General features: G+C 39.2%; 17 protein-coding genes. 12 read left to right on the top strand and 5 right to left on the bottom strand.

The window, feature by feature from the left end:
• Positions 1–109: 109 nt before the first annotated feature.
• Positions 110–964: a CvfB family protein gene (locus tag ACHABU_RS04965; protein ID WP_435762910.1), complete on the bottom strand. Its 855-nt coding sequence runs from the start codon at positions 962–964 to the stop codon at positions 110–112.
• A gap of 579 nt (positions 965–1,543) precedes the next feature.
• On the opposite strand from ACHABU_RS04965, the gene ACHABU_RS04960 reads away from it, so the two are divergent.
• The gene (locus ACHABU_RS04960; RefSeq protein WP_435762907.1) at positions 1,544–2,440 is read left to right on the top strand and encodes an AEC family transporter; all 897 of its coding nucleotides are present in this window, start codon (positions 1,544–1,546) and stop codon (positions 2,438–2,440) included.
• Positions 2,441–2,736: 296 nt separating this feature from the next.
• On the top strand, positions 2,737–3,528 hold the full coding sequence (locus ACHABU_RS04955; RefSeq protein WP_435762904.1) for an SDR family oxidoreductase: 792 nt from the start codon (positions 2,737–2,739) through the stop codon (positions 3,526–3,528).
• 212 nt (positions 3,529–3,740) lie between these two features.
• Here the strand turns inward: ACHABU_RS04955 and ytaF are convergent, their stop codons facing one another.
• Positions 3,741–4,373 carry a sporulation membrane protein YtaF gene (gene ytaF, locus ACHABU_RS04950; RefSeq protein ID WP_435762902.1) on the bottom strand — a complete coding sequence of 211 codons (633 nt, stop codon included), beginning with the start codon at positions 4,371–4,373 and terminating at the stop codon, positions 3,741–3,743.
• Between the two features lie 134 nt (positions 4,374–4,507).
• On the opposite strand from ytaF, the gene ACHABU_RS04945 reads away from it, so the two are divergent.
• Positions 4,508–6,676 (top strand): DNA topoisomerase III, encoded by a 2,169-nt coding sequence (locus tag ACHABU_RS04945; protein ID WP_435762900.1) that lies wholly within the window; start codon positions 4,508–4,510, stop codon positions 6,674–6,676.
• 107 nt (positions 6,677–6,783) lie between these two features.
• Here ACHABU_RS04945 and ACHABU_RS04940 read toward each other — a convergent pair whose 3' ends face one another.
• Positions 6,784–6,990 carry a DUF2188 domain-containing protein gene (locus ACHABU_RS04940; protein ID WP_435762897.1) on the bottom strand — a complete coding sequence of 69 codons (207 nt, stop codon included), beginning with the start codon at positions 6,988–6,990 and terminating at the stop codon, positions 6,784–6,786.
• Positions 6,991–7,207: 217 nt separating this feature from the next.
• Between ACHABU_RS04940 and ACHABU_RS04935 the strand changes: the two genes are divergently transcribed.
• The 6 genes from ACHABU_RS04935 (at position 7,208) to ACHABU_RS04910 (ending at position 14,216) form a co-directional block, all read left to right on the top strand.
• Positions 7,208–8,404: a M20 metallopeptidase family protein gene (locus ACHABU_RS04935; RefSeq protein ID WP_435762895.1), complete on the top strand. Its 1,197-nt coding sequence runs from the start codon at positions 7,208–7,210 to the stop codon at positions 8,402–8,404.
• Between the two features lie 4 nt (positions 8,405–8,408).
• A complete protein-coding gene (locus ACHABU_RS04930; RefSeq protein ID WP_435762893.1) occupies positions 8,409–9,704 on the top strand; it encodes an amidohydrolase in 1,296 nt (431 codons plus the stop codon).
• On the top strand, positions 9,697–10,944 hold the full coding sequence (locus ACHABU_RS04925) for a M20 family metallo-hydrolase (protein WP_435762891.1): 1,248 nt from the start codon (positions 9,697–9,699) through the stop codon (positions 10,942–10,944). The genes ACHABU_RS04930 and ACHABU_RS04925 overlap by 8 nt, the downstream gene beginning before the upstream one ends.
• A gap of 1 nt (position 10,945) precedes the next feature.
• On the top strand, positions 10,946–12,247 hold the full coding sequence (locus ACHABU_RS04920; protein WP_435762888.1) for a hypothetical protein: 1,302 nt from the start codon (positions 10,946–10,948) through the stop codon (positions 12,245–12,247).
• 120 nt (positions 12,248–12,367) lie between these two features.
• Complete coding sequence (locus tag ACHABU_RS04915) at positions 12,368–13,882, top strand: AbgT family transporter (protein WP_435762886.1); 1,515 nt, start codon at positions 12,368–12,370, stop codon at positions 13,880–13,882.
• Between the two features lie 94 nt (positions 13,883–13,976).
• On the top strand, positions 13,977–14,216 hold the full coding sequence (locus tag ACHABU_RS04910; protein ID WP_435762880.1) for a DUF362 domain-containing protein: 240 nt from the start codon (positions 13,977–13,979) through the stop codon (positions 14,214–14,216).
• Between the two features lie 115 nt (positions 14,217–14,331).
• On the opposite strand, the gene ACHABU_RS04905 is transcribed toward ACHABU_RS04910, so the two are convergent.
• Positions 14,332–14,664: a hypothetical protein gene (locus ACHABU_RS04905; RefSeq protein ID WP_435762878.1), complete on the bottom strand. Its 333-nt coding sequence runs from the start codon at positions 14,662–14,664 to the stop codon at positions 14,332–14,334.
• A gap of 76 nt (positions 14,665–14,740) precedes the next feature.
• Positions 14,741–14,881 (bottom strand): hypothetical protein, encoded by a 141-nt coding sequence (locus ACHABU_RS04900; protein WP_435762875.1) that lies wholly within the window; start codon positions 14,879–14,881, stop codon positions 14,741–14,743.
• Between the two features lie 221 nt (positions 14,882–15,102).
• Here ACHABU_RS04900 and ACHABU_RS04895 point away from each other — a divergent pair, with 221 nt between their 5' ends.
• The 3 genes from ACHABU_RS04895 to ACHABU_RS04885 are packed head-to-tail and all read left to right on the top strand — an operon-like array spanning position 15,103 to position 18,914.
• The gene (locus ACHABU_RS04895) at positions 15,103–16,527 is read left to right on the top strand and encodes an ATPase domain-containing protein (RefSeq protein ID WP_435762872.1); all 1,425 of its coding nucleotides are present in this window, start codon (positions 15,103–15,105) and stop codon (positions 16,525–16,527) included.
• A 15-nt stretch (positions 16,528–16,542) separates the two neighbouring features.
• The gene (locus tag ACHABU_RS04890) at positions 16,543–16,800 is read left to right on the top strand and encodes a hypothetical protein (RefSeq protein ID WP_435762869.1); all 258 of its coding nucleotides are present in this window, start codon (positions 16,543–16,545) and stop codon (positions 16,798–16,800) included.
• On the top strand, positions 16,797–18,914 hold the full coding sequence (locus tag ACHABU_RS04885; protein WP_435762867.1) for a LuxR C-terminal-related transcriptional regulator: 2,118 nt from the start codon (positions 16,797–16,799) through the stop codon (positions 18,912–18,914). The genes ACHABU_RS04890 and ACHABU_RS04885 overlap by 4 nt, the downstream gene beginning before the upstream one ends.
• The last annotated feature ends 90 nt before the right edge of the window (positions 18,915–19,004 follow it).

Raw genomic sequence — 19,004 nt, 5'->3', positions numbered from 1 at the left:
CCGTGCCCTAAGGATGCGCATCCGCCCAGAGCGATCCCGGACGGCAGCAAGACTGCACGTATCCTAAATTAAGGTTAAAAGCAACAAAAGTTACGAAAATATCCTTTATTTATTTAAGATACGTATTTCCTTCACGCTGCTCAATTTTTCCTTCTTTGAACAGTCTACCTAATGCGCGTTTAAAAGCTGCTTTGCTTATTTGAAAAGTACCAAGAATATCCTCAGGATCACTTTTATCACTAAAAGGCATTACACCGTCGCTTGCTTCCAAATGTTTGAGAATTACATCTGCATCAGATCCCATGCTATCCTGCTTCAGTGGACGAAGCGAAACGTTTATGGAACCGTCATCCTTCACATCGATTACTCTGCCCTGTACGAATTCACCTAATCTTGGTTCCGTTTTGCGCTCTGTACGGTGAATAAAGCCACGGTGGTAGTCAGTAGTTATAATTGCAGAACCTTCTTTATCTGTTAAGTAGACGGTACCACTTACTGTTTGTTTCATTAATTCTTCCGTGGCAAACTCAACTTCTCTTGCAACAATTCCTTCGGTTGCAGGGAGTGCCAGCAATCTGCCTTTTTGGTCCTTGCCAAGCGTGACAAATAATTTATCACCAGGCTTGGGCCATACTTTTTCAAAAAATGGCAGATCGTCTTTGGATACAAGCATTTCCTTAGCAATCCCAATATTAACGAAAACACCGAGATGCGGCATAACTTCTACTACTTCAGCCCAATCATAAACATCCATCCACACATTTGGAAGAATTGTTGTTGCAATTAGATTGCCCTTTTTGTCATTGTATAAAAAAGCATCAACCTGTACATCAACTTCAAGTTCACTTTCCGTATCATTGTGGTGTACAAGTGCATCGTGACCATCTTTAGTTAAGACATATCCTGTATCAATCGTACGGGAGACTGTCATTGGTTGTATCGTACCTATTGGTAAAGTGCTCATAATGTTCCTTCTTTCATTTATATAATTATGTAAATTAAATTGGAAAAGGGGTACCCCTTACTAAAAGAGTACCCCTTTGTTTATAAAGTAACACATAAGATTATTATTTTTTAATCCCGATTTTTTCGGGTGGGAAATTTGCATGATTATAAATTTCACTTAACCGCGGTACATGTTCCACTGGTTGTCCAGCTTCAGCTCCCAGCAACTTGCGAGACTTCCTTCAGCTACGTACGATAAGTCGTTTTATCTCGTACGGCTCAGTTCAATCTGACCGTCGCTAATCGGTCGCTTACGCCTTCCTATGTTCTCTAAACTTAAGCAACGCAAGCCCTACCTGCTCTTACGTCCTTGCGACCCCTTAGTCGCGCCAGTGTGAATAAGCATCTTCAAAAACAAAAACGTTGTAGAATGCCAGATCACTTACTGTTACTTTGATAACTTAACTATAATATCATACTATGATTATATTGTCAAATTTAAATTTGAATTCGACTTATGAGGGACAAATAAAAATGATGTGCCGGCTATGGAATCCATATGGTAGACTAAATATATTATCTATATGGAGATGTTGAAATGAGTTTATTTTTAAATGTTATTCTTCCTATCATGGCTGTTTTTGCATCGGGTTTTATTTTGCAAAGGATTCGACTATTGGATGTGAAGTCTGTATCGGCTGTTTGTTTGTACATATTATCCCCAGCATTAATTTTTGTTACTTTACATGATGCAGAGTTTGATAGTGGGTTTTTAGTAATTCTTATTTATATGTTTGTATTGTTTTATATCATGGTTTTTTTTAACAAAATGCTGGCTAAAATCTTTAGATGGGGGCCAAGCACCGAGAGTGCATCCATTCTGGCATCTGGTTTTATGAATTCTGGTAATTATGGCTTGCCAGTGGTGCTTTTCAGTGTAGGAAGTACTGCGCTCCCATATGCAATTTTCATTATGATTGTTCAAGCACTGCAAAACAACTTTTTTGGGGTTTATTATGCATCAAGAAGCACAAGTGGAATGAGACGTGCTGTTGAAAATGTACTGAAGATGCCTACAACATATGCAGCAATTTTGGCTTTCATTTTTCAATATTTTTCGATCACAGTTCCAGAATCTGTGCATTCTACATTATCCATGGTAGGTGAAGCGGCAATTCCGGTCATGATGGTTATGCTTGGAATGCAGCTTGGATCCATAACCGGTTTGAAGCTTAATTGGCAAGTGGTCATATCAGCTGTTACATTAAAAATGGTGATTGCACCGATTATTGCATTTCTATTTGTTTTAGCGTTTAACGTTGATCCACTTATTGGTATGGTACTTATTATTATTTCTGCAATGCCAACTGCAGCAACTACTACGATGTATGCAATTGAGTTTGATACAGAGCCTGAATTGGTTTCAAGTATCACGCTTATATCTACGTTGATAAGTATTGTAACTCTTACTATCCTGCTAAATCTGATTTCATAGTTGCATATGTTTTCATTCTTTATAATTGGGGTATCTTATATATATACCAAATCGAAACAGTTATTGCAGGAGAGGATGAACATTATATGATACGTACCATATTAATGATTATTGGAGCTATTGTTGTTATCGGATTAATACTTTCCATGATCTAATCTAAATTTAAAATACTATTTTTTTAACGATGGAACCCGGAGATGCTACATCTTCGGGTTTTTGTATCTCTTTTTCAAGTATCTAACTATGCTTACCAGAATTTTTGTTATAATGAAGAAAAAAAGAAATGAGTGTTTTAGATGGAATTGGAGCTAAAGGGAAAGTCAGTTATCGTAACAGCAGCAAGTAAAGGACTTGGAAAAGCAATTGCAACTGAATTTGCAAGGGAAGGTGCACATGTTTTAATCAGCAGCCGTTCAGAAGAGTTATTACATACAACTGTGAAGGAAATCATACAGGAGACTGGAAATGAACAAATTGATTTTGTGGTATGTGACATGAAAAACGCTGATGATATTATGCAGTTGGTTGAAAAGGCAGTAGCCTGGAATGGTACTGTTGATGTACTGATTAACAATGCGGGGGGACCACCTTCAGGAAACTTTATGGATATGACCGATGAAGACTGGTACCATGCATTTGAATTAAATCTGCTCAGCTTTGTCCGTTCAACAAGAGCAGTCGTTCCAATTATGCAAAAACAGAACCGTGGACATATTGTAAATCTAGCTTCCTCTTCCATTAAACAGAGTTTGGACCAATTAGTATTATCGAATACGATGCGCCCTGGAATTGTTGGCCTTGCCAAAACATTAGCCCAAGAACTGGGTTCGGATAATATTTTGGTAAATACAGTTGGTCCAGGTACGATTGAGACGGGACGAATTCTTGAGTTGAATCAAGCGAAATCTCAGAAACAAAATGTCTCTATGGAAAGTTTAATGGAAGAAGCGGAACAAAAAATTCCGATGAAACGTTATGGTCAGCCGGAAGAATTTGCAAAAGCTGTTGTCTTTCTGGCATCCGGAGCAAATACGTATATCACGGGCCAATCATTAATTATCGATGGTGGGCAAGTTAAAGCATTATAAAAGGATCAGGCTGCATAGCGCGGCCTAATCGAAAAAGCGGGCGATTCGCGGAAAAATGGTGTGAATCCGCGGATATATCCCCGTATCCGCGGATAAAACTCACGAATTGGCGGATATATAGAAAAATCCGCGGAATAAGGAGAAGCCCTACCTTAAACCACTAACGCAAACCGGGCTGAGCTTGTGACTCTGCCAATCCACTTACCATTCTCTTAAATTAAATTCAATATCCCAATCCCAATCAATAAAGCTGGTGGCAAAAGCGTTAATTGCTGCAGTTTTTCATTTCTTGATAGAAAAATCCCTAATTTCATACCGAAGTACAAGAAGAAGCCACTCATACACGCAGTCAGAAATGCTGTGAGAAATGGAGAATATCCGAGCATGGAAGCTCCTATTCCAGCTCCAAATGCATCCAAAGCAAGTGCCAGCCCAAGTAAAAAGGCCTCACCAGCGGATATAATACCAGACCGATCCAAATCAGCATTATCGGGAGTAGTTATAACCGTTTTTAAATCATGAATCTTTGTCGTTGCTATCTTTTCCGGTGAATCTGTCCGTGGCTTTTTCAACCTGGAACGTATAATATTCACGAAAGAAAACAAGCCTAATGAAATTAAAATCGTCCCTCCGAGAATTTTTGCCGATTCCTTGGAGATGAATATGCTTAATAAATCACCAATAACCATGGATGTATAAACAATAATTCCAGAGCAAATCATGATAATCAGTAAAGCTATAATTGGAACTTTTATTTTCTGGATACCATAGGTAATTCCAACACCGAACCCATCCAAACTAACTGCTATAACCAATAATAACAACCCAGTATATATTAGCATCATGAACATCCTCTTCAAGGTTTCTAGATTATAATATGGAATCCAGGCATTCCGTGTGATTACAATTGATTACTGCACGATTGTGGTCAATTATGATAAAGTAACAGTAGATGTAATAGAAGAGAGGATTTAAGATAATGAGTAAAATAGTTGTTTTAGCTGAAAAACCATCCGTTGGCCGTGATATCGCAAGGGTACTTGGGTGCACCAAAAAAGGAAATGGCTATCTGGAAGGCTCGAAATATATCGTTACATGGGCACTTGGACATTTGGTTACATTGGCAGACCCGGAAACGTATGATGACAAATATAAAACTTGGCGTATGGAAGACTTGCCAATGCTTCCGACGGATTTACGACTCGTGGTTATTAAAAAGACGGGGAAACAATTTAGTGCTGTTAAGACACAGTTGACTCGTAATGACGTTAGTGAAATTGTCATTGCAACGGATGCAGGACGTGAAGGTGAACTGGTAGCCAGATGGATCTTGGAAAAAGTACGGGTGAAAAAGCCTATCAACCGCTTGTGGATATCATCGGTTACCGATAAAGCGATTCGTGATGGATTCCAAAACCTGAAGCCTGGGGAAAATTATATCAATTTATATGAATCTGCTGTGGCGCGTTCGGAAGCTGATTGGTATGTCGGACTAAATGCAACGCGTGCATTAACGACAAGGCATAATGCACAGCTTTCCAGTGGTCGTGTGCAAACCCCGACACTGGCAATGATTGCTATAAAGGAACAGGAAATAAAAGAATTTAAACCTCGGAAATTTTATGGGCTGGAAGCAAAAACAGATAAAGGATTTAAACTCGTATGGCAGGATGATAAAAATAATTCGCGCATGTTTTCCAAGGAGAAAGCAGATGCGTTACTTGGTGAGTTGAAAAAAGAGGCGGCGAAGGTTGTACAAATTGACAAAAATCACAAGAAAAAATTTGCACCGCAGCTATATGATTTAACAGAGTTACAACGTGATGCAAATCGGATTTTTAATTACTCTGGAAAACAGACATTGTCCATCATGCAGAAGCTTTATGAGCAACATAAGGTTCTAACCTATCCAAGAACCGATTCTCGTGTAATAACAACGGATATCGTTCCAACATTAAAGGATCGTGTGAAAGCGTGTGGTGTGGATGAGTATTCAAAAGCTGCAGCGAAAGTTTTGAAAAAAGATTTGAAGCTATCCAAAGCAGTCGTTGATAATGCGAAGGTGTCAGATCATCATGCGATTATTCCAACCGAACAGGCAGTTATTTTAACGGATTTAGACGATAGGGAACGGAAAATCTATGACCTTGTCGTTAAACGATTTCTGGCGGTACTGTCGGATCCACATGAATTCGAACAAACAACGATTACTGCCTCCATTGGCATCGAACGCTTTGTTGCAAAAGGAAAGGTTATTAAACAACAAGGCTGGAAAGAAATCTATAATAATACCAATGATGATGAGGATCGTGATGACCAACAGTTGCCGGTCATTAACAAAGGTGATGTGTTTACGGGTGTACGGATTTCACTTACGGAAGGTGAAACGAAACCACCGGAGCGCTTTACGGAGGGTGCTTTACTGCAAGCAATGGAAAACCCAGTCCGCTATATGAGTTCGGATGAAAAGCATTTGGCAACTACAATCAACAAAACAGGTGGTATTGGAACGGTTGCTACACGTGCTGATGTCATTGAAAAGCTTTTTAACAATATGTACATGGAGCAGAAGGGCAAATATATTTATTTAACCTCAACAGGTCGTCAACTGCTGGACTTGGTTCCGGAGGATTTACGCTCACCGGCATTAACTGCCCAATGGGAGAAAAAGCTTGCCCTTATTGCAGAAGGAAAATTAAAAAAAGGAAAATTTATTGCTGAAATTAAAGATTATACAAAAGAAGCGGTTAACGAGATTAAAAACAGCGATGAAAAGTTTAAGCATGATAATATGACAGGTACAAAATGTCCGAATTGTGGGAAGCTCATGCTTGAAATCAATAATAAGCATGGACGTAAGCTTGTCTGTCAGGACCGTTCATGTGGGGCGAAGAAGAATATTGCCAAACAAACGAATGCGCGCTGTCCGAATTGTCATAAGCGCTTGGAGCTCCGTGGTGAAGGAGAAGGCCAAATGTTTACATGCAAATGTGGACACAGGGAGAAACTTTCCACATTCAATGCCCGGAAACAAAAAGAGAAGAAACATAAAGTCTCAAAACAAGATGTAAACAAGTATATGAAGAAACAGGATGATGGATTTACAAATAATGCACTTGCTGAAGCATTGGCAAAACTGAAAAAATAGATGGTAGAGGAAATCTCATGAATGATGGGGTTTCCTTCTTTTTTTCGAAAGGAAGAAGGTATTGAAGAGAGCATACACATGAAAAAGGACACCTCATTAGAGGCATCCTATAATCCTTTGTATCGTTTTTCTTCAATTACATGATGGTCTTTATCAAGTATTTTTAGCAAACTTGGAGTATTTTCCTTCGCTAGCTGTTCTGCAACTTCAATCGCTTCCGTCTTTGTATCGTATACTTCTTCAGGTGCAACATCCTCCAATTTCACAAACCATGCGGATGCATCTACATTTGGTGTAACACGATAGGTTCTCATTTTAACAATCTCCTTTTCCAAGTAACTACATATATTTTCTTCCCAGATTTGTTTGACATAAACCAAAAATCTATTCCCATAATTTTACTAGGGTTGTTAAGTGATAATTTTCTAAAAAGTTATATACAAGTGAATCAACTTTCTATATAATTCATTTAAAGGACTATTTAAGGAAAAATTCCGTTAATAAAGGAAGTATCTTTATGGAGGGTATTATATGCAACAAGAGATAGAGACATACATGAATCAGATAAAAGATGAAGTGATTGCAATGCGCCGGCACATCCATCAATATCCGGAATTAAGTAATCATGAAAAAGATACATCTGCTTATATTCAACAAAAATTAACCGAATATGGCATTCATTTTGAAACCGGATTTGCTACCCATGGTGTGCTTGGCATTATTCAAGGAAAAAAACCGGGAAAAACCGTTGCATTACGTGCGGATATCGATGCTTTGCCAATACAGGAATTAAACGACGATACATTTATTTCGAAACATCCAAATGTGATGCATGCCTGTGGTCATGATGCACATACCGCCATGCTGCTTGGATCCGGATATATATTGAAACAAATGGAGCAAGAGATTCAAGGAACGGTTCTGCTTGTATTCCAACCTGCTGAAGAGGATTCGCCGATCGGTGGAGCAAGTGTCATGATGGAAGATGGCGTTTTTGATATGTACAAGCCAGATGCAATATTTGGGCAACATATATGGCCATATATTCCCACAGGAGCAGTCGGTGTTCATGACAGCGAAGTGATGGGTGCCTCTGATCGTTTTAAAATAATATTGGAAGGCAGGGGCGGTCATGCAAGTATGCCGCATCAGACAAGTGATGCAGTAGTAGCTGCTGGTCATTTAATTACTGCATTACAAACAATTGTAAGCAGAAACCTCGATCCGATGGAAGCAAGTGTTGTTACGATCAGTATGATTGAAGCAGGTAGCGTGCCGAATATTATACCGAGAGAAGTGACCTTGCAAGGATCCATTCGTACGTACAATTCGGAGATCAGGGAGAAATTAAAAGAACGATTCTTCCAAATTACTACGCAAATTGCCGAGGCCTTTGGCGCCAAAGCAGTAATTGAATATATGGATGGCTACCCTGCTACAATCAACACACCAAGATGGGCACAGCTTGCTAGACAATCCGCACAAAAGGTGATTGGAAAGACGGCCACCCCTGCGTATAACCCATCGCTTGCAGGTGAGGATTTTGGACGATTTTTACAAAAATATCCAGGTGCGTTTGTATGGCTTGGAGCACAAATAGAGGATAAGGAAATTCAGGCACCACTGCATGACGCGAATTTTAAATTGAATGAGCGTGCATTGCCTGATGGCACAAAACTACTCGTGCAAATTGCGATAGATGCCTTAAATGAACTGAATGGAGGGTGAGATCATGACGGATTTTGTGAAAGGTATCGAAGCCAAGTTGATTTCATGGCGCCGCTCGTTTCACCAATACCCAGAATTGGGCTTTATGGAATATGTAACGACATATCGACTTGGTAAGGAACTGGAAAGTCTTGGGTTTACCATTCATATTGGGGAAGAAGCAATGGATCGTGATGCCAGATTGGGGATTCCGAAAGAGGAAGATCTTGCTGCTCATGAAAAAGAGGCGGCAGAAGCTGGAGTAGAGGAATCGTGGCTTAGAAAAATGCAGGGAGGACTAACAGGTCTTGTAGCAACATGGGATACGGGAAAAGCTGGAGACCATGTTGCATTTCGTTTCGATATTGATGCATTGCCAATTAAGGAAACACTAGATGGAGCACATATCCCTTCCAAGGAAGGATTTCTTTCTGTAAATAATGCTGTTATGCATGCCTGTGGACATGATGGCCATATGACCATTGGTTTGGGAGTTGCCACATATATTTCCGAACATCAAGAAGCTGTAAAAGGAAAGTTTACGCTTTTTTTCCAACCAGCTGAAGAAGGTGGCAGAGGTGCCAAGGCGATGACGGAAAAAGGATGGCTAGATGATGTCGATTATTTCTATAGTGGACATATCGGAATTCAGTCTTTACCTGTTGGAACCATTGCTGCAACGACAAAAGGGTTCCTCGCCTCTTCCAAAATTAATGTTACGTTTACTGGAGTTTCCTCACATGCTGGAATGAACCCGGAATTAGGCAGAAATGCACTGCTTGCTGCATCTGCTGCAGCAACAAATCTCTATGCTATTCCAAGGCATAGTGAGGGGATTACTCGAATAAATGTTGGAAAAATGGTTGCTGGAAGTGGAAGAAATATTATACCAGGTGATGCTTATATGGAAATCGAAACCCGCGGTGAAACACAGGAAATCAATATTTATATGCTGAACGAAGCAGCACGTATCATAAAGGCAGCGGCAGATATGCACCAGGTTACTTGTGAGATCACACCTGTAGGCGTTACAGAAGAAATGATTTGTAGTGAGGAGCTTATCCATACGATAAAGAGAGCTTGTGAGTCCAGTGAATATGTAAAAGAAGTTCTGCCTGTTGCACAAGTTTCGGGATCTGAGGATGCAAGTTTTATGATGAATCGCGTACAGAAACATGGTGGGAAAGCTACCTACATGTTATTCGGAACAGAATTAAAGTACCCGCATCATAATCCAGCATTCGATTTTCAGGAAGGTGCTTTACCAGTTGCGCTGGAAACATTTGTGAAAATAATCGAGGGAGGCTCGCAAATTGACTAGTTTGAGTTCGTGGCTTGAAGAAAAATTGCTTCAGCTGAATGTAACGGACACAATGGAATTACCAGCAGGTTTCAGCAGACTCAGTTATACCAAAGAGGAAAAGGATGCACATGTTCAATTTGGGAAAGTTGCCAAGGAACTTGATTTGCATGTACACCAAGACGCTGCAGGAAATATGTGGGCCCTCTGGAAAGTTGATGACTCGGCTCCAACGATTGCTTTAGGGTCTCATTTAGACACAGTTGATACAGGTGGGGGTTATGATGGTACTGCAGGTGTTCTAACCGCATTGGCAGCCGTAAAGGAATTACAGGCAAGTAAGTTTGAATCAACGAAGAATATAGCAGTAATTTGTTTTATCTCTGAAGAGTCAGCCCGCTTCGGAGTTTCAACCATCGGGAGCAAAGCCATTTCCGGAATGCTGGATAAGCAGGAACTGGCGGCAATAAAAGACCGTGACGGAATTTCGATAGAACAGGCGATCACAGCTTATGGAATTAATTTTAATACAATCGATCAGGCTGCCATTCCAGTAGAAAAGCTGGAAAGTTTTTTTGAACTGCATATTGAGCAGGGCATGGAATTGGAAAACACAGGCGCATCGATTGGAATTGTTAAAGGAATCTCCTGTCCAGTCAGATTGAAAGTAACGGCAAAAGGTATGGCAAACCATACTGGAACTACTCCAATGAATCGAAGAAAAGATGCATTTGCAGCAATTGCCCCACTCGTGACGTTTGTTCAAGAAGAAGCTTTAAAGGTAAATGAACATAGCGAGCATCCATTGGTTGCAACCGTAAGTACTATTCGTCTTAAGCCGAATGCGATGAATGTTATTCCAGGTGAAGTTGAACTTGGAATTGATATTCGTAGTGTTGATGATCTACTAAAACGAAATTTTGCTAAAGATATCAAAAACTATTGTACGGAATTGGAAGCCATGGCGGGGGTGGGGATTGAAGTTTCCACACTCGTTGACAACGACTCTGTCATGCTAGATAAATCCATGCATGATAAATTACTCCAGGCGAGTGAATCGATTGGTTACAAAAGCCTTTCCATGAATAGTGGCGCTGGACATGATGTCATGAATATGGCCGCCAAATGGCCATCAGGATTGATTTTCATCCCTTGTAAAGACGGTATCAGTCACCACCCAGCCGAACATACTTCCATTGAAAACCTCGAAAAGGGAACGAAGGTTATTGCGGAATTCCTCAAGAGAGAAATGGGGGACTAATATGAAAGTGAGAATTGGCGTGATTGGACCAGCCGACTCTGTAAAGCAAATTATGTCGGTTGCCAAGGAATTTGACGATACACACATCGTACCTTTCATTTATGAAAAACTGGAAGATATTCCTTTAATTATAAAGAAAAATTCTCTTCGATATGATCAATGGTTTTTTTCGGGAATAATGAATTATTCCTATGCACTCGAAAAAAGACTATTTACCTCTGCCAATGCCATTTACCCGAATATGAATGGCTCAACGTTTTTTGGCACATTGCTGGAAGCCCAGCTGGAAGCAAACATGGTGTATAAAAAGATAAGCATGGATACAATCACAAATGAGGAAATTAAAAAAATAGTATCCTATTACAAGCTGGATGATATAAAGTATCGAAATCGTCCGTTTCAAAGCTATTTGGATCATGAGGAACAGGTAGCTTTCCATCAAGCGCTGTATGAACAGGGAGAATCAGAAGTTGCCATAACGTTTATAAATGCAACCTATTCCGCATTGAAAAAGATTGGAATTCCAGTCTACAGGGTGACTCCTTCCTATTTATCTATTGAGCAATCCTTTCGACTATTAATTGAGCGAGCGCGATCCTCACGTTATAAAAACGCTCAAATGGCAGTAGTTGGATGTAAGGTGGAATTCAATACGAATGAAGAGGAAATAAATTATTCGTTTAAAATAAAGCATAAAGAACTGGAATTAAGACGATCTCTACTGCGCGTGGCTGAAAAGGTTAATGGTTCATTAATGCAGATAGGTGATGGATTATTTTTCATATTCACGACCCGTGGGGAGATCGATGCACATGTGGAATCTGAGCTGTTTGCATGTATAGATGATATCAAGGAACAGGAAAATATCAAGCTGATGATTTCTATTGGTTTCGGTGAGACAGTATCACAGGCTGAACAAAATGTGAGAAATGGCTTCCATAATCAACAAGAAGGAGAGGCAACATCGATTATCATCATTGATGAAGATCAGAAAATAACGACAAAAAATGCTCAAAATGAAACGATAGCTTATAAAACGATTGAGCTTGGAGATGAGTGGAAGCAAAAAATACAAAATAGTGGCGTCAGTCCAGGAGTAGTTTCAAAAATCACAGCTTACTCGAGGCAGTACAACCGTCCCGAGTTCACTTCACAGGATGTATCAAGATGGTTGCAAAGTACAGATAGAAACGGCCGGAGAATTGTAACCCTTCTGGAAAGGGCTGGAATTATCGAACAATGCGGTGAAATACAATCCGGAGTTCGCGGAAGGCCACGAAGAGTGTTTTGTTTTAGCAAGTAAGAAAATATAAACTTTCTTACTTGGATAAGTGCAATTAAGGCATCCGCCCAAAGGCTAGGCGTATACCAAGTTCTCTAACAGATAATTAAACTATGAGGGAAAAAGAAAGGGATGAAAAAAATGGCTGCAAAGGAAAAAAAGACAGGAATGGCCCGTTTTTTAAATGGAATTGAAACAGTAGGGAATAAGTTGCCAGATCCGTTTATATTATTTATATTACTTGCTGCATTTGTTATCGTTGCTTCGTGGATCATCTCTCTATTTGATGTTACGTTCACATTGCCAGGCGAGGCGGAAGAACTTGCAATTAAAAGTTTAGTCTCAGCAGAAGGTCTGCAATATATTCTAACATCGATGCTTGATAATTTTGTCGGATTCGCACCGTTGGGTGTCATACTTGCTATGATGCTTGGAATCGGGCTTGCTGATAAAGTGGGACTCCTGGAAACCGGGATTAAGAGTACAATATTAAAGGCTCCCAAATCTCTTGTAACATATGCTGTCGTATTTACTGGTATTCTGGGAAACATAGCTTCAGATGCTGCATTTGTAATTGTACCGCCACTTGCAGCTATGGTTTTCTATAATATTGGGCGTCATCCTTTGGCAGGTCTGGCTGCTGGATTTGGTGGTGTTGGTGCCGGATTTACCGCAAACTTCATGATTACTGGTACAGATGCATTGCTTTCAGGTATTTCTACCGAAGCAATACAAACAGTCAACACAGAGCTTTTTGTTACTCCGGTTGATAACTGGTATTTCATGCTTGCCTGTGTTGTTCTATTAACCATCATTGGAGGGGTAGTAACGGAAAAAATTGTCGAGCCGAGGCTTGGCAAATATGAAGGTGCCGTTGGAGAAATTGTAAAAGAAACAACTGCATTGGAAATGAGAGGGTTACGTAATGCTGTATTAGCCAGTATGACATATATTGCAGTACTGATTGTAGCAATTCTAATTCCTAATTCCCCACTAACAAATGAAGAAGGGGGAATTATTCCTTCACCATTCTTATCGGGAATTGTTCCGCTAATTCTATTTCTCTTTATTATTGCAGGTGTTACCTATGGGGTAACAGTAAAGAAAATTACAAGTTCCAAAGATATTGGTTCCCATATGGGAGAAGCGATGAAGGACTTGTCCGGATTTATCGTACTCGTGTTTGCTGCTTCCCAGTTCATTGCCTATTTTGGCTGGACCAATATGGGAGCATGGATTGCCATCAGTGGAGCAAATATCCTTGAATCCATAGGCTTGACAGGCATCGTTGTTATTATCGGTTTTGTGTTATTTACAGCAATCTTAAATCTGTTTATTTTTAGTGGGTCAGCTCAATGGGCACTGGAAGCACCAATATTTATCCCGATGTTTTATTATTTGGGTTACAGTCCTGCGTTTGTTCAGGCGGCCTATCGTATTGCGGATTCATCTACCAACGTTATAACACCGATGAACCCGTATCTGATTATTGTTCTTAGTTTTGTTAAGCAGTATGATAAGAAGGCTGGAATTGGTACATTAATCGCCTTAATGCTTCCATACACCATCTTCTTCCTGATTGCTTTTACCATTATGTTATTGGTATTCTACTTCCTTGGAATTCCATTTGGACCGGGTGTAAGTGTGCACGTATAAAAAATGTAAATTTGAGTCAAAAGGTTTACTTCCAGGGGTTAAAGCATTATCATTTAATTGAGTAATGCTTTAGCTTTTAAGGGGGTAAATATAGATGGCTTTTGTAATTTTGGATGCGTGCCAGGGAGAAAAGGCTGGCGAGTGTGTCAGTGTCTGCCCGGTTGATTGTATAGAAGAAGGTGTAAAGCAGTTTTACATAGATCCCGATATTTGTATTGACTGTGGGGCATGTAAAGCGGTTTGTCCGGTTTCTGCAATTGAGGAAGAATATGATCTAACACCGAATCAGGAGAAATACCTGGAAGAAGCAGAAGAATTTTTTGCGAATAGATAGAGTAATAAGGCTACCTTAATCTAATTAAGGTAGCCTTATATTTATCCTGGAGTAAAATACGGTGAAGTTAGATACGATGAGCTATGAAAGGAAAGATTTGTTAGTTTCAAGCAGTTTAAAAATCGTATAGCTTTTTGACAATTCCAATCTCCCGTTCATTTTTGGTAGATTTATCCCAAATGAGATCTTGATCAGCTTTAAGTTTATTTAACTGTTCCATGACCTCCTGGTGGCGGGTTTCATTCTCTTCCTTCATAGAAGCTTGTCCATCTTTAATGGAACTAATTTCTCCTTTCATAGAAGCTTGCCCATCTTTAATGGAGCTAATTTCTCCTTTCATAGAAGTCTGTTCTTCCATGACATTTCCCACGGTATTAATTAGCTGTGCCATCATGTCTTCGAGCTTATCGAAACGTTTTACTAAATGATTAAATTCCTCTTGACTCATTTATTTCACCTCCCTTTGTTCATAGTATATTCCATTTGAACAGTTCAGTCTATACAAAAATTGTAGTGTTTTGTCGTTAATTTTCTTCCTTTATTTCTTCTGCTAATTTGCTAGCAATCCAACGTTTAGCAATCGTTTCTTCAACTTCATAAACTTTGCCTGCCCGAAGCAAATCTCCGTGGTATGCAGTTTGTACGTTCATTTTTACTTTGATCATTTTGCATTCACCTCGTTATACATAATACTTAATTATAGCATACCTGATAAAGTTGTTTGTATGGATTCATAGATAAACAGTTAAAGTCCTTTCATTAAGGGTATAGAAATAAATAGGAATGGTAGGGGATATGTATTTGTATATTCCTGGTATAAGATATGGAATATCATCCCTATTCCTTTACTAGTACATAAAACTGGAAACAGAAAAGGGGGATATCAATGCTATCAGCTACAGGAATAAACGGTTTAGACAGTATTTTGGGAGGCGGCCTTCCTACAGGATCGGCAATCATTGTGGAAGGGGCACCTGGAACTGGAAAAACGACACTTGGTATCCAATTTCTTTATAATGGGATTAAGCAATATAATGAAAACGGGATATTTATAACCTTTGAAGAATTTCCTGAACAAATTTATACTGACATGAAACATTTTGGTTGGGATTTACAAGCATTAGAGAGACAAAACCAATTGCGGGTCATCTCTCTTTCCCCGGAAACGTTAATCGGGCAAATGTTGACACCAAATGGGTTATTTGAACAAATGGTAAATGAGATTAATTGCAAGCGGATTGTAATTGACAGTATTAGTCTACTAAAATTTTTGAATAGGAATAGTGAAATAAAAGGGCGTGAGATTTTATACACTTTACGAAATATTTTACGCAAGTTCAAGCTTACTTCACTGCTTATTCAAGAGCAATCTGACCTTAATGCGGAGCATGTGCCATTTGAACATTTTATTTTTGATGGACTTATTCGGTTATCTTTAAAAGAGCATTTACAGTTATTTCGTCAACGAACATTGGAAGTATTAAAAATGAGAGGCAGCAGCATTCTTGAGGGAGAGCATATTTATCGTATTACCGAAAAAGGAATCTATGTCGTACTTGCCAGCAGAACAGTTGCTGATAGTCACGATTCACAATCAGATTTACGCTTAAAAACAGGAATTGCGTCGCTTGATAATATTTTAGGCGGTGGTTTGGATCGAGGAAATATCTATATGCTTGATACGAACAGTAAAGCAAATTATCGCAACATCATTACATCCATTTTGGCTGAGCGGATAAAAGCGGATGATTATCTGTTAACGATTCTTTCCAGTGTACAATCCATTGGGGAACTGGCAGCCCTTTTGAACCTTCATCGAGTAGACTTAAATAAGGTGATAAAAGAAAAGAAAATGTTCTTTATTGAACATTATAACCGTCCGATCTCTGAAGATTGGGCGAATGCAGTCTTTCATGTGAATGATTTGGATAATGAAAAATATAATCATTTCCTGAATTACGAGTTATATCCAAAGATTAATTCAGATTTAAAAAACGAAAAGAGCTGGTTTATTTATTACGATTTAAATGCAATCATTAATGAACGTGGAACGGACTATGTTTTAAGACATTTTGCAGCAGAAACAGCAAATGCAAGGTCAAAAGGGATGACGGTATTGGTGCTGTGTAATTTTAAGGAAGTAGGAATAAATGTAGCATCATTTCTGGAACGTTCATGCAACGGCGTATTAAAAACGTGGGTGGATGGATCGTATCAATATTTGCAAATAACAAAAGCATCCAATGGTGATATCTCGAAGCCTTACTTATTGGAAAACATTCAGGAATTCCCTTATATACGTTTAATATAGAAGGAGGTAAGACATATGGTAAGTAAAGAAAAGATACCGCTGCAAATGGAATGCACCATACTGTTTCAATCCAATCCATACATGATTGAAACGGTTGAAGGATTAAGCATTAAACTGGGAAGAAAAGCAGATGACATTCTTCCGATTATTGAACAGTTAGAGAAACAAGGGATTCTGGAAATGCTTGGCGATGAAATATCCCCATTGTACCGCTATAAGGAACCGAAAATCATTCAGGATATCGACTTTGCAGAAGAAGTGGATCGTATATGAATGAGAATCTGGAACTTCTCGAGGAAGTACAATCCGTATATGCAGCGAAGTATGGCTTCACGATATGGCTGACAGACGAAAACGAGGAAATCGTTCTGTCTCCTGATGGTGACAATGAATTATGTAACGAGCTCCTAAATCTGGAAAAGGATAATATATTTACAAAAATAAAGCGTAGTACACAAAAGGCATGGTCCATCCATACACCTGTTTTTTATGATGTTTTTCCGGGAGTGTATGTACTGACGACTTCCATCTCGCTGGAGAATGAAAAAAAATATAATTTATTCGCAGGTTTAATGATTGAGGATGAAACCCAAGATCTCATATTTGAACAGTTGAACGCTATATATCCAGATGAGGATATACAATGGGAAGCGATTTTAGCTAACACACCACTCATTACCATTTCTGCAAAACAGGTATGGAAAGATTGGATGAAAAAAGTTGGAAAGCTCATCTCTCAATTACTTACGGAGAAGACTGATCGTTCTATTTTTGCTTTACAAAATGAACTATTTCATCAGGGTGTACAAGAAAGGGATCGTAGTATCACCCATTTATTACATGATTTTTTCCACCGTAAAAAGGTATTTGAATTTCTCGGTCTCGCAGAAGAACAGGACAATTCATTTGTGGTAACAGAAGTGATTGGAGAAGGAATAGACTCTTTTCAGGGAGCTCAATTCTCTCCAGGGGAAGGGTTTTTAGGAAGGGTGCTTTTAACAGGTGAATTTGCCTTCTGGGAAAATATTGATAAGGATCCAAGATCAATCTTTTTTAAGAGACATCAATTTAAGCCCAAATCACTTCTATGTTATCCGATTAAGCAACATGATGGTTCAACGAAACTATTATTTGGCGGGAATATACATAAGGAAGGCTTTTCAAGTAGTGAATTGGAAATAGCGAAAACATTTGCGATCATGCTGGAAGCTCATTCGGTTATCAATCATCTGCAAAGTGAGAACGACGAGCAGCTTCGCCGGTTATCATCACTTATTGAAATATCGAAACTAATGGTAGCTGCTCCAGATATAAAAAGAATCGTCTATATTTTAGTAGATATAGGTCTTAATCTAGTAGAAGGGACTTTTTCTTGCCTTGTTTTAAGAGATATCAAAAATGAGAAAGTGAAGCTCATTTCCCGTGGAAAAGCGAAAGGTAATATCGGAGAGTATGCAAAAGACGTTGCAAAACGCTTTTTTGATGAAGATTCTCGTGAAAAACAAACTTCAGTGGTCCAAGTAACTGAAAATGGAGATCGTGTCGTTGAATGTCCGTTATTTAACAGAGGACAGGTAGTTGGTATACTAAGTGTAGGCATATCCAAACAATCGGAAGCACAGCTTCAGGAACATATCAATTATTTAGAGACGCTTTCCATTATTGGGGGAGTTTCGCTGCAATTGGCCGGTAAGGAAGAAGATCAATACGAAGAGAAACAAGTAAATACGCTTTTTCGGGCAATTGAACAATTTGACAAAGAAGCATATGCCGAAGCGGAGAATGCCGCAAACCTTGCTGGCAAGTATGCGATGCATCTTGGCTTGGATGCATCGGTAATAAAAGAAATTATCCATGCATGCCAATTATCCTACTATACGCCGGAATTCATTCGAGATATCTTTCCTGAGAAGAGAATCGATATGATTGTCAAGGAAGGAAAAGCATTGATGGGGAGCAAGACATTACCATGGGAAGAGGCTAGTATCGGGGGACAAGTATTTGCATTGGCAATGATGTATAGTCGAAGCGGTTCAATCGAGGCAATCCCTAAGCAAATTCTTGGTAATGGTACCGTTCAAACGTTTATAACGTTCATAATGGAAAGTCGGGTTGTTGAAGAAGAAATCGACTTGGATAAACTTCCAATAGAACGGAAGATTGACTCCGTGACAAGTACAATTAAGGAAATGGATCTGTCACCAAGAGAGCAGGAGGTACTTGATCTTGTCATTCAGGGGCTCAATAACAAGGAAATTGCCCAAGAGCTTTATATAAGCGGACATACGGTAAAGAACCATGTGACAAAAATCTTTCAAAAGCTTGATGTGCCTGACCGGGCCCATGCTATATCTAAGGTCTATCAGTTAAAATATCACTCTAGTTAAACCTCCCAATCAATGGGAGGTTTTTTTATGTGCTCTTTTATGGTCCTATCGATAGACTACAGAAATCATAGCTATAGGAATGCATTCCTA

The organism is Oceanobacillus sp. CF4.6, assembly GCF_051262635.1.
GTDB lineage: Bacteria > Bacillota > Bacilli > Bacillales > Amphibacillaceae > Oceanobacillus.
This window is presented reverse-complemented; position numbering and strand designations above follow the sequence as displayed.

Bases quoted from the DNA above. Each gene is read 5' to 3' on its own strand.
- ACHABU_RS04965 (WP_435762910.1), bottom strand. From the start codon at position 964: ATGAGCACTTTACCAATAGGTACGATACAACCAATGACAGTCTCCCGT.
- ACHABU_RS04960 (WP_435762907.1), top strand. From the start codon at position 1,544: ATGAGTTTATTTTTAAATGTTATTCTTCCTATCATGGCTGTTTTTGCA.
- ACHABU_RS04955 (WP_435762904.1), top strand. From the start codon at position 2,737: ATGGAATTGGAGCTAAAGGGAAAGTCAGTTATCGTAACAGCAGCAAGT.
- ytaF (WP_435762902.1), bottom strand. From the start codon at position 4,373: ATGATGCTAATATATACTGGGTTGTTATTATTGGTTATAGCAGTTAGT.
- ACHABU_RS04945 (WP_435762900.1), top strand. From the start codon at position 4,508: ATGAGTAAAATAGTTGTTTTAGCTGAAAAACCATCCGTTGGCCGTGAT.
- ACHABU_RS04940 (WP_435762897.1), bottom strand. From the start codon at position 6,990: ATGAGAACCTATCGTGTTACACCAAATGTAGATGCATCCGCATGGTTT.
- ACHABU_RS04935 (WP_435762895.1), top strand. From the start codon at position 7,208: ATGCAACAAGAGATAGAGACATACATGAATCAGATAAAAGATGAAGTG.
- ACHABU_RS04930 (WP_435762893.1), top strand. From the start codon at position 8,409: ATGACGGATTTTGTGAAAGGTATCGAAGCCAAGTTGATTTCATGGCGC.
- ACHABU_RS04920 (WP_435762888.1), top strand. From the start codon at position 10,946: ATGAAAGTGAGAATTGGCGTGATTGGACCAGCCGACTCTGTAAAGCAA.
- ACHABU_RS04915 (WP_435762886.1), top strand. From the start codon at position 12,368: ATGGCTGCAAAGGAAAAAAAGACAGGAATGGCCCGTTTTTTAAATGGA.
- ACHABU_RS04910 (WP_435762880.1), top strand. From the start codon at position 13,977: ATGGCTTTTGTAATTTTGGATGCGTGCCAGGGAGAAAAGGCTGGCGAG.
- ACHABU_RS04905 (WP_435762878.1), bottom strand. From the start codon at position 14,664: ATGAGTCAAGAGGAATTTAATCATTTAGTAAAACGTTTCGATAAGCTC.
- ACHABU_RS04900 (WP_435762875.1), bottom strand. From the start codon at position 14,881: ATGATCAAAGTAAAAATGAACGTACAAACTGCATACCACGGAGATTTG.
- ACHABU_RS04895 (WP_435762872.1), top strand. From the start codon at position 15,103: ATGCTATCAGCTACAGGAATAAACGGTTTAGACAGTATTTTGGGAGGC.
- ACHABU_RS04890 (WP_435762869.1), top strand. From the start codon at position 16,543: ATGGTAAGTAAAGAAAAGATACCGCTGCAAATGGAATGCACCATACTG.
- ACHABU_RS04885 (WP_435762867.1), top strand. From the start codon at position 16,797: ATGAATGAGAATCTGGAACTTCTCGAGGAAGTACAATCCGTATATGCA.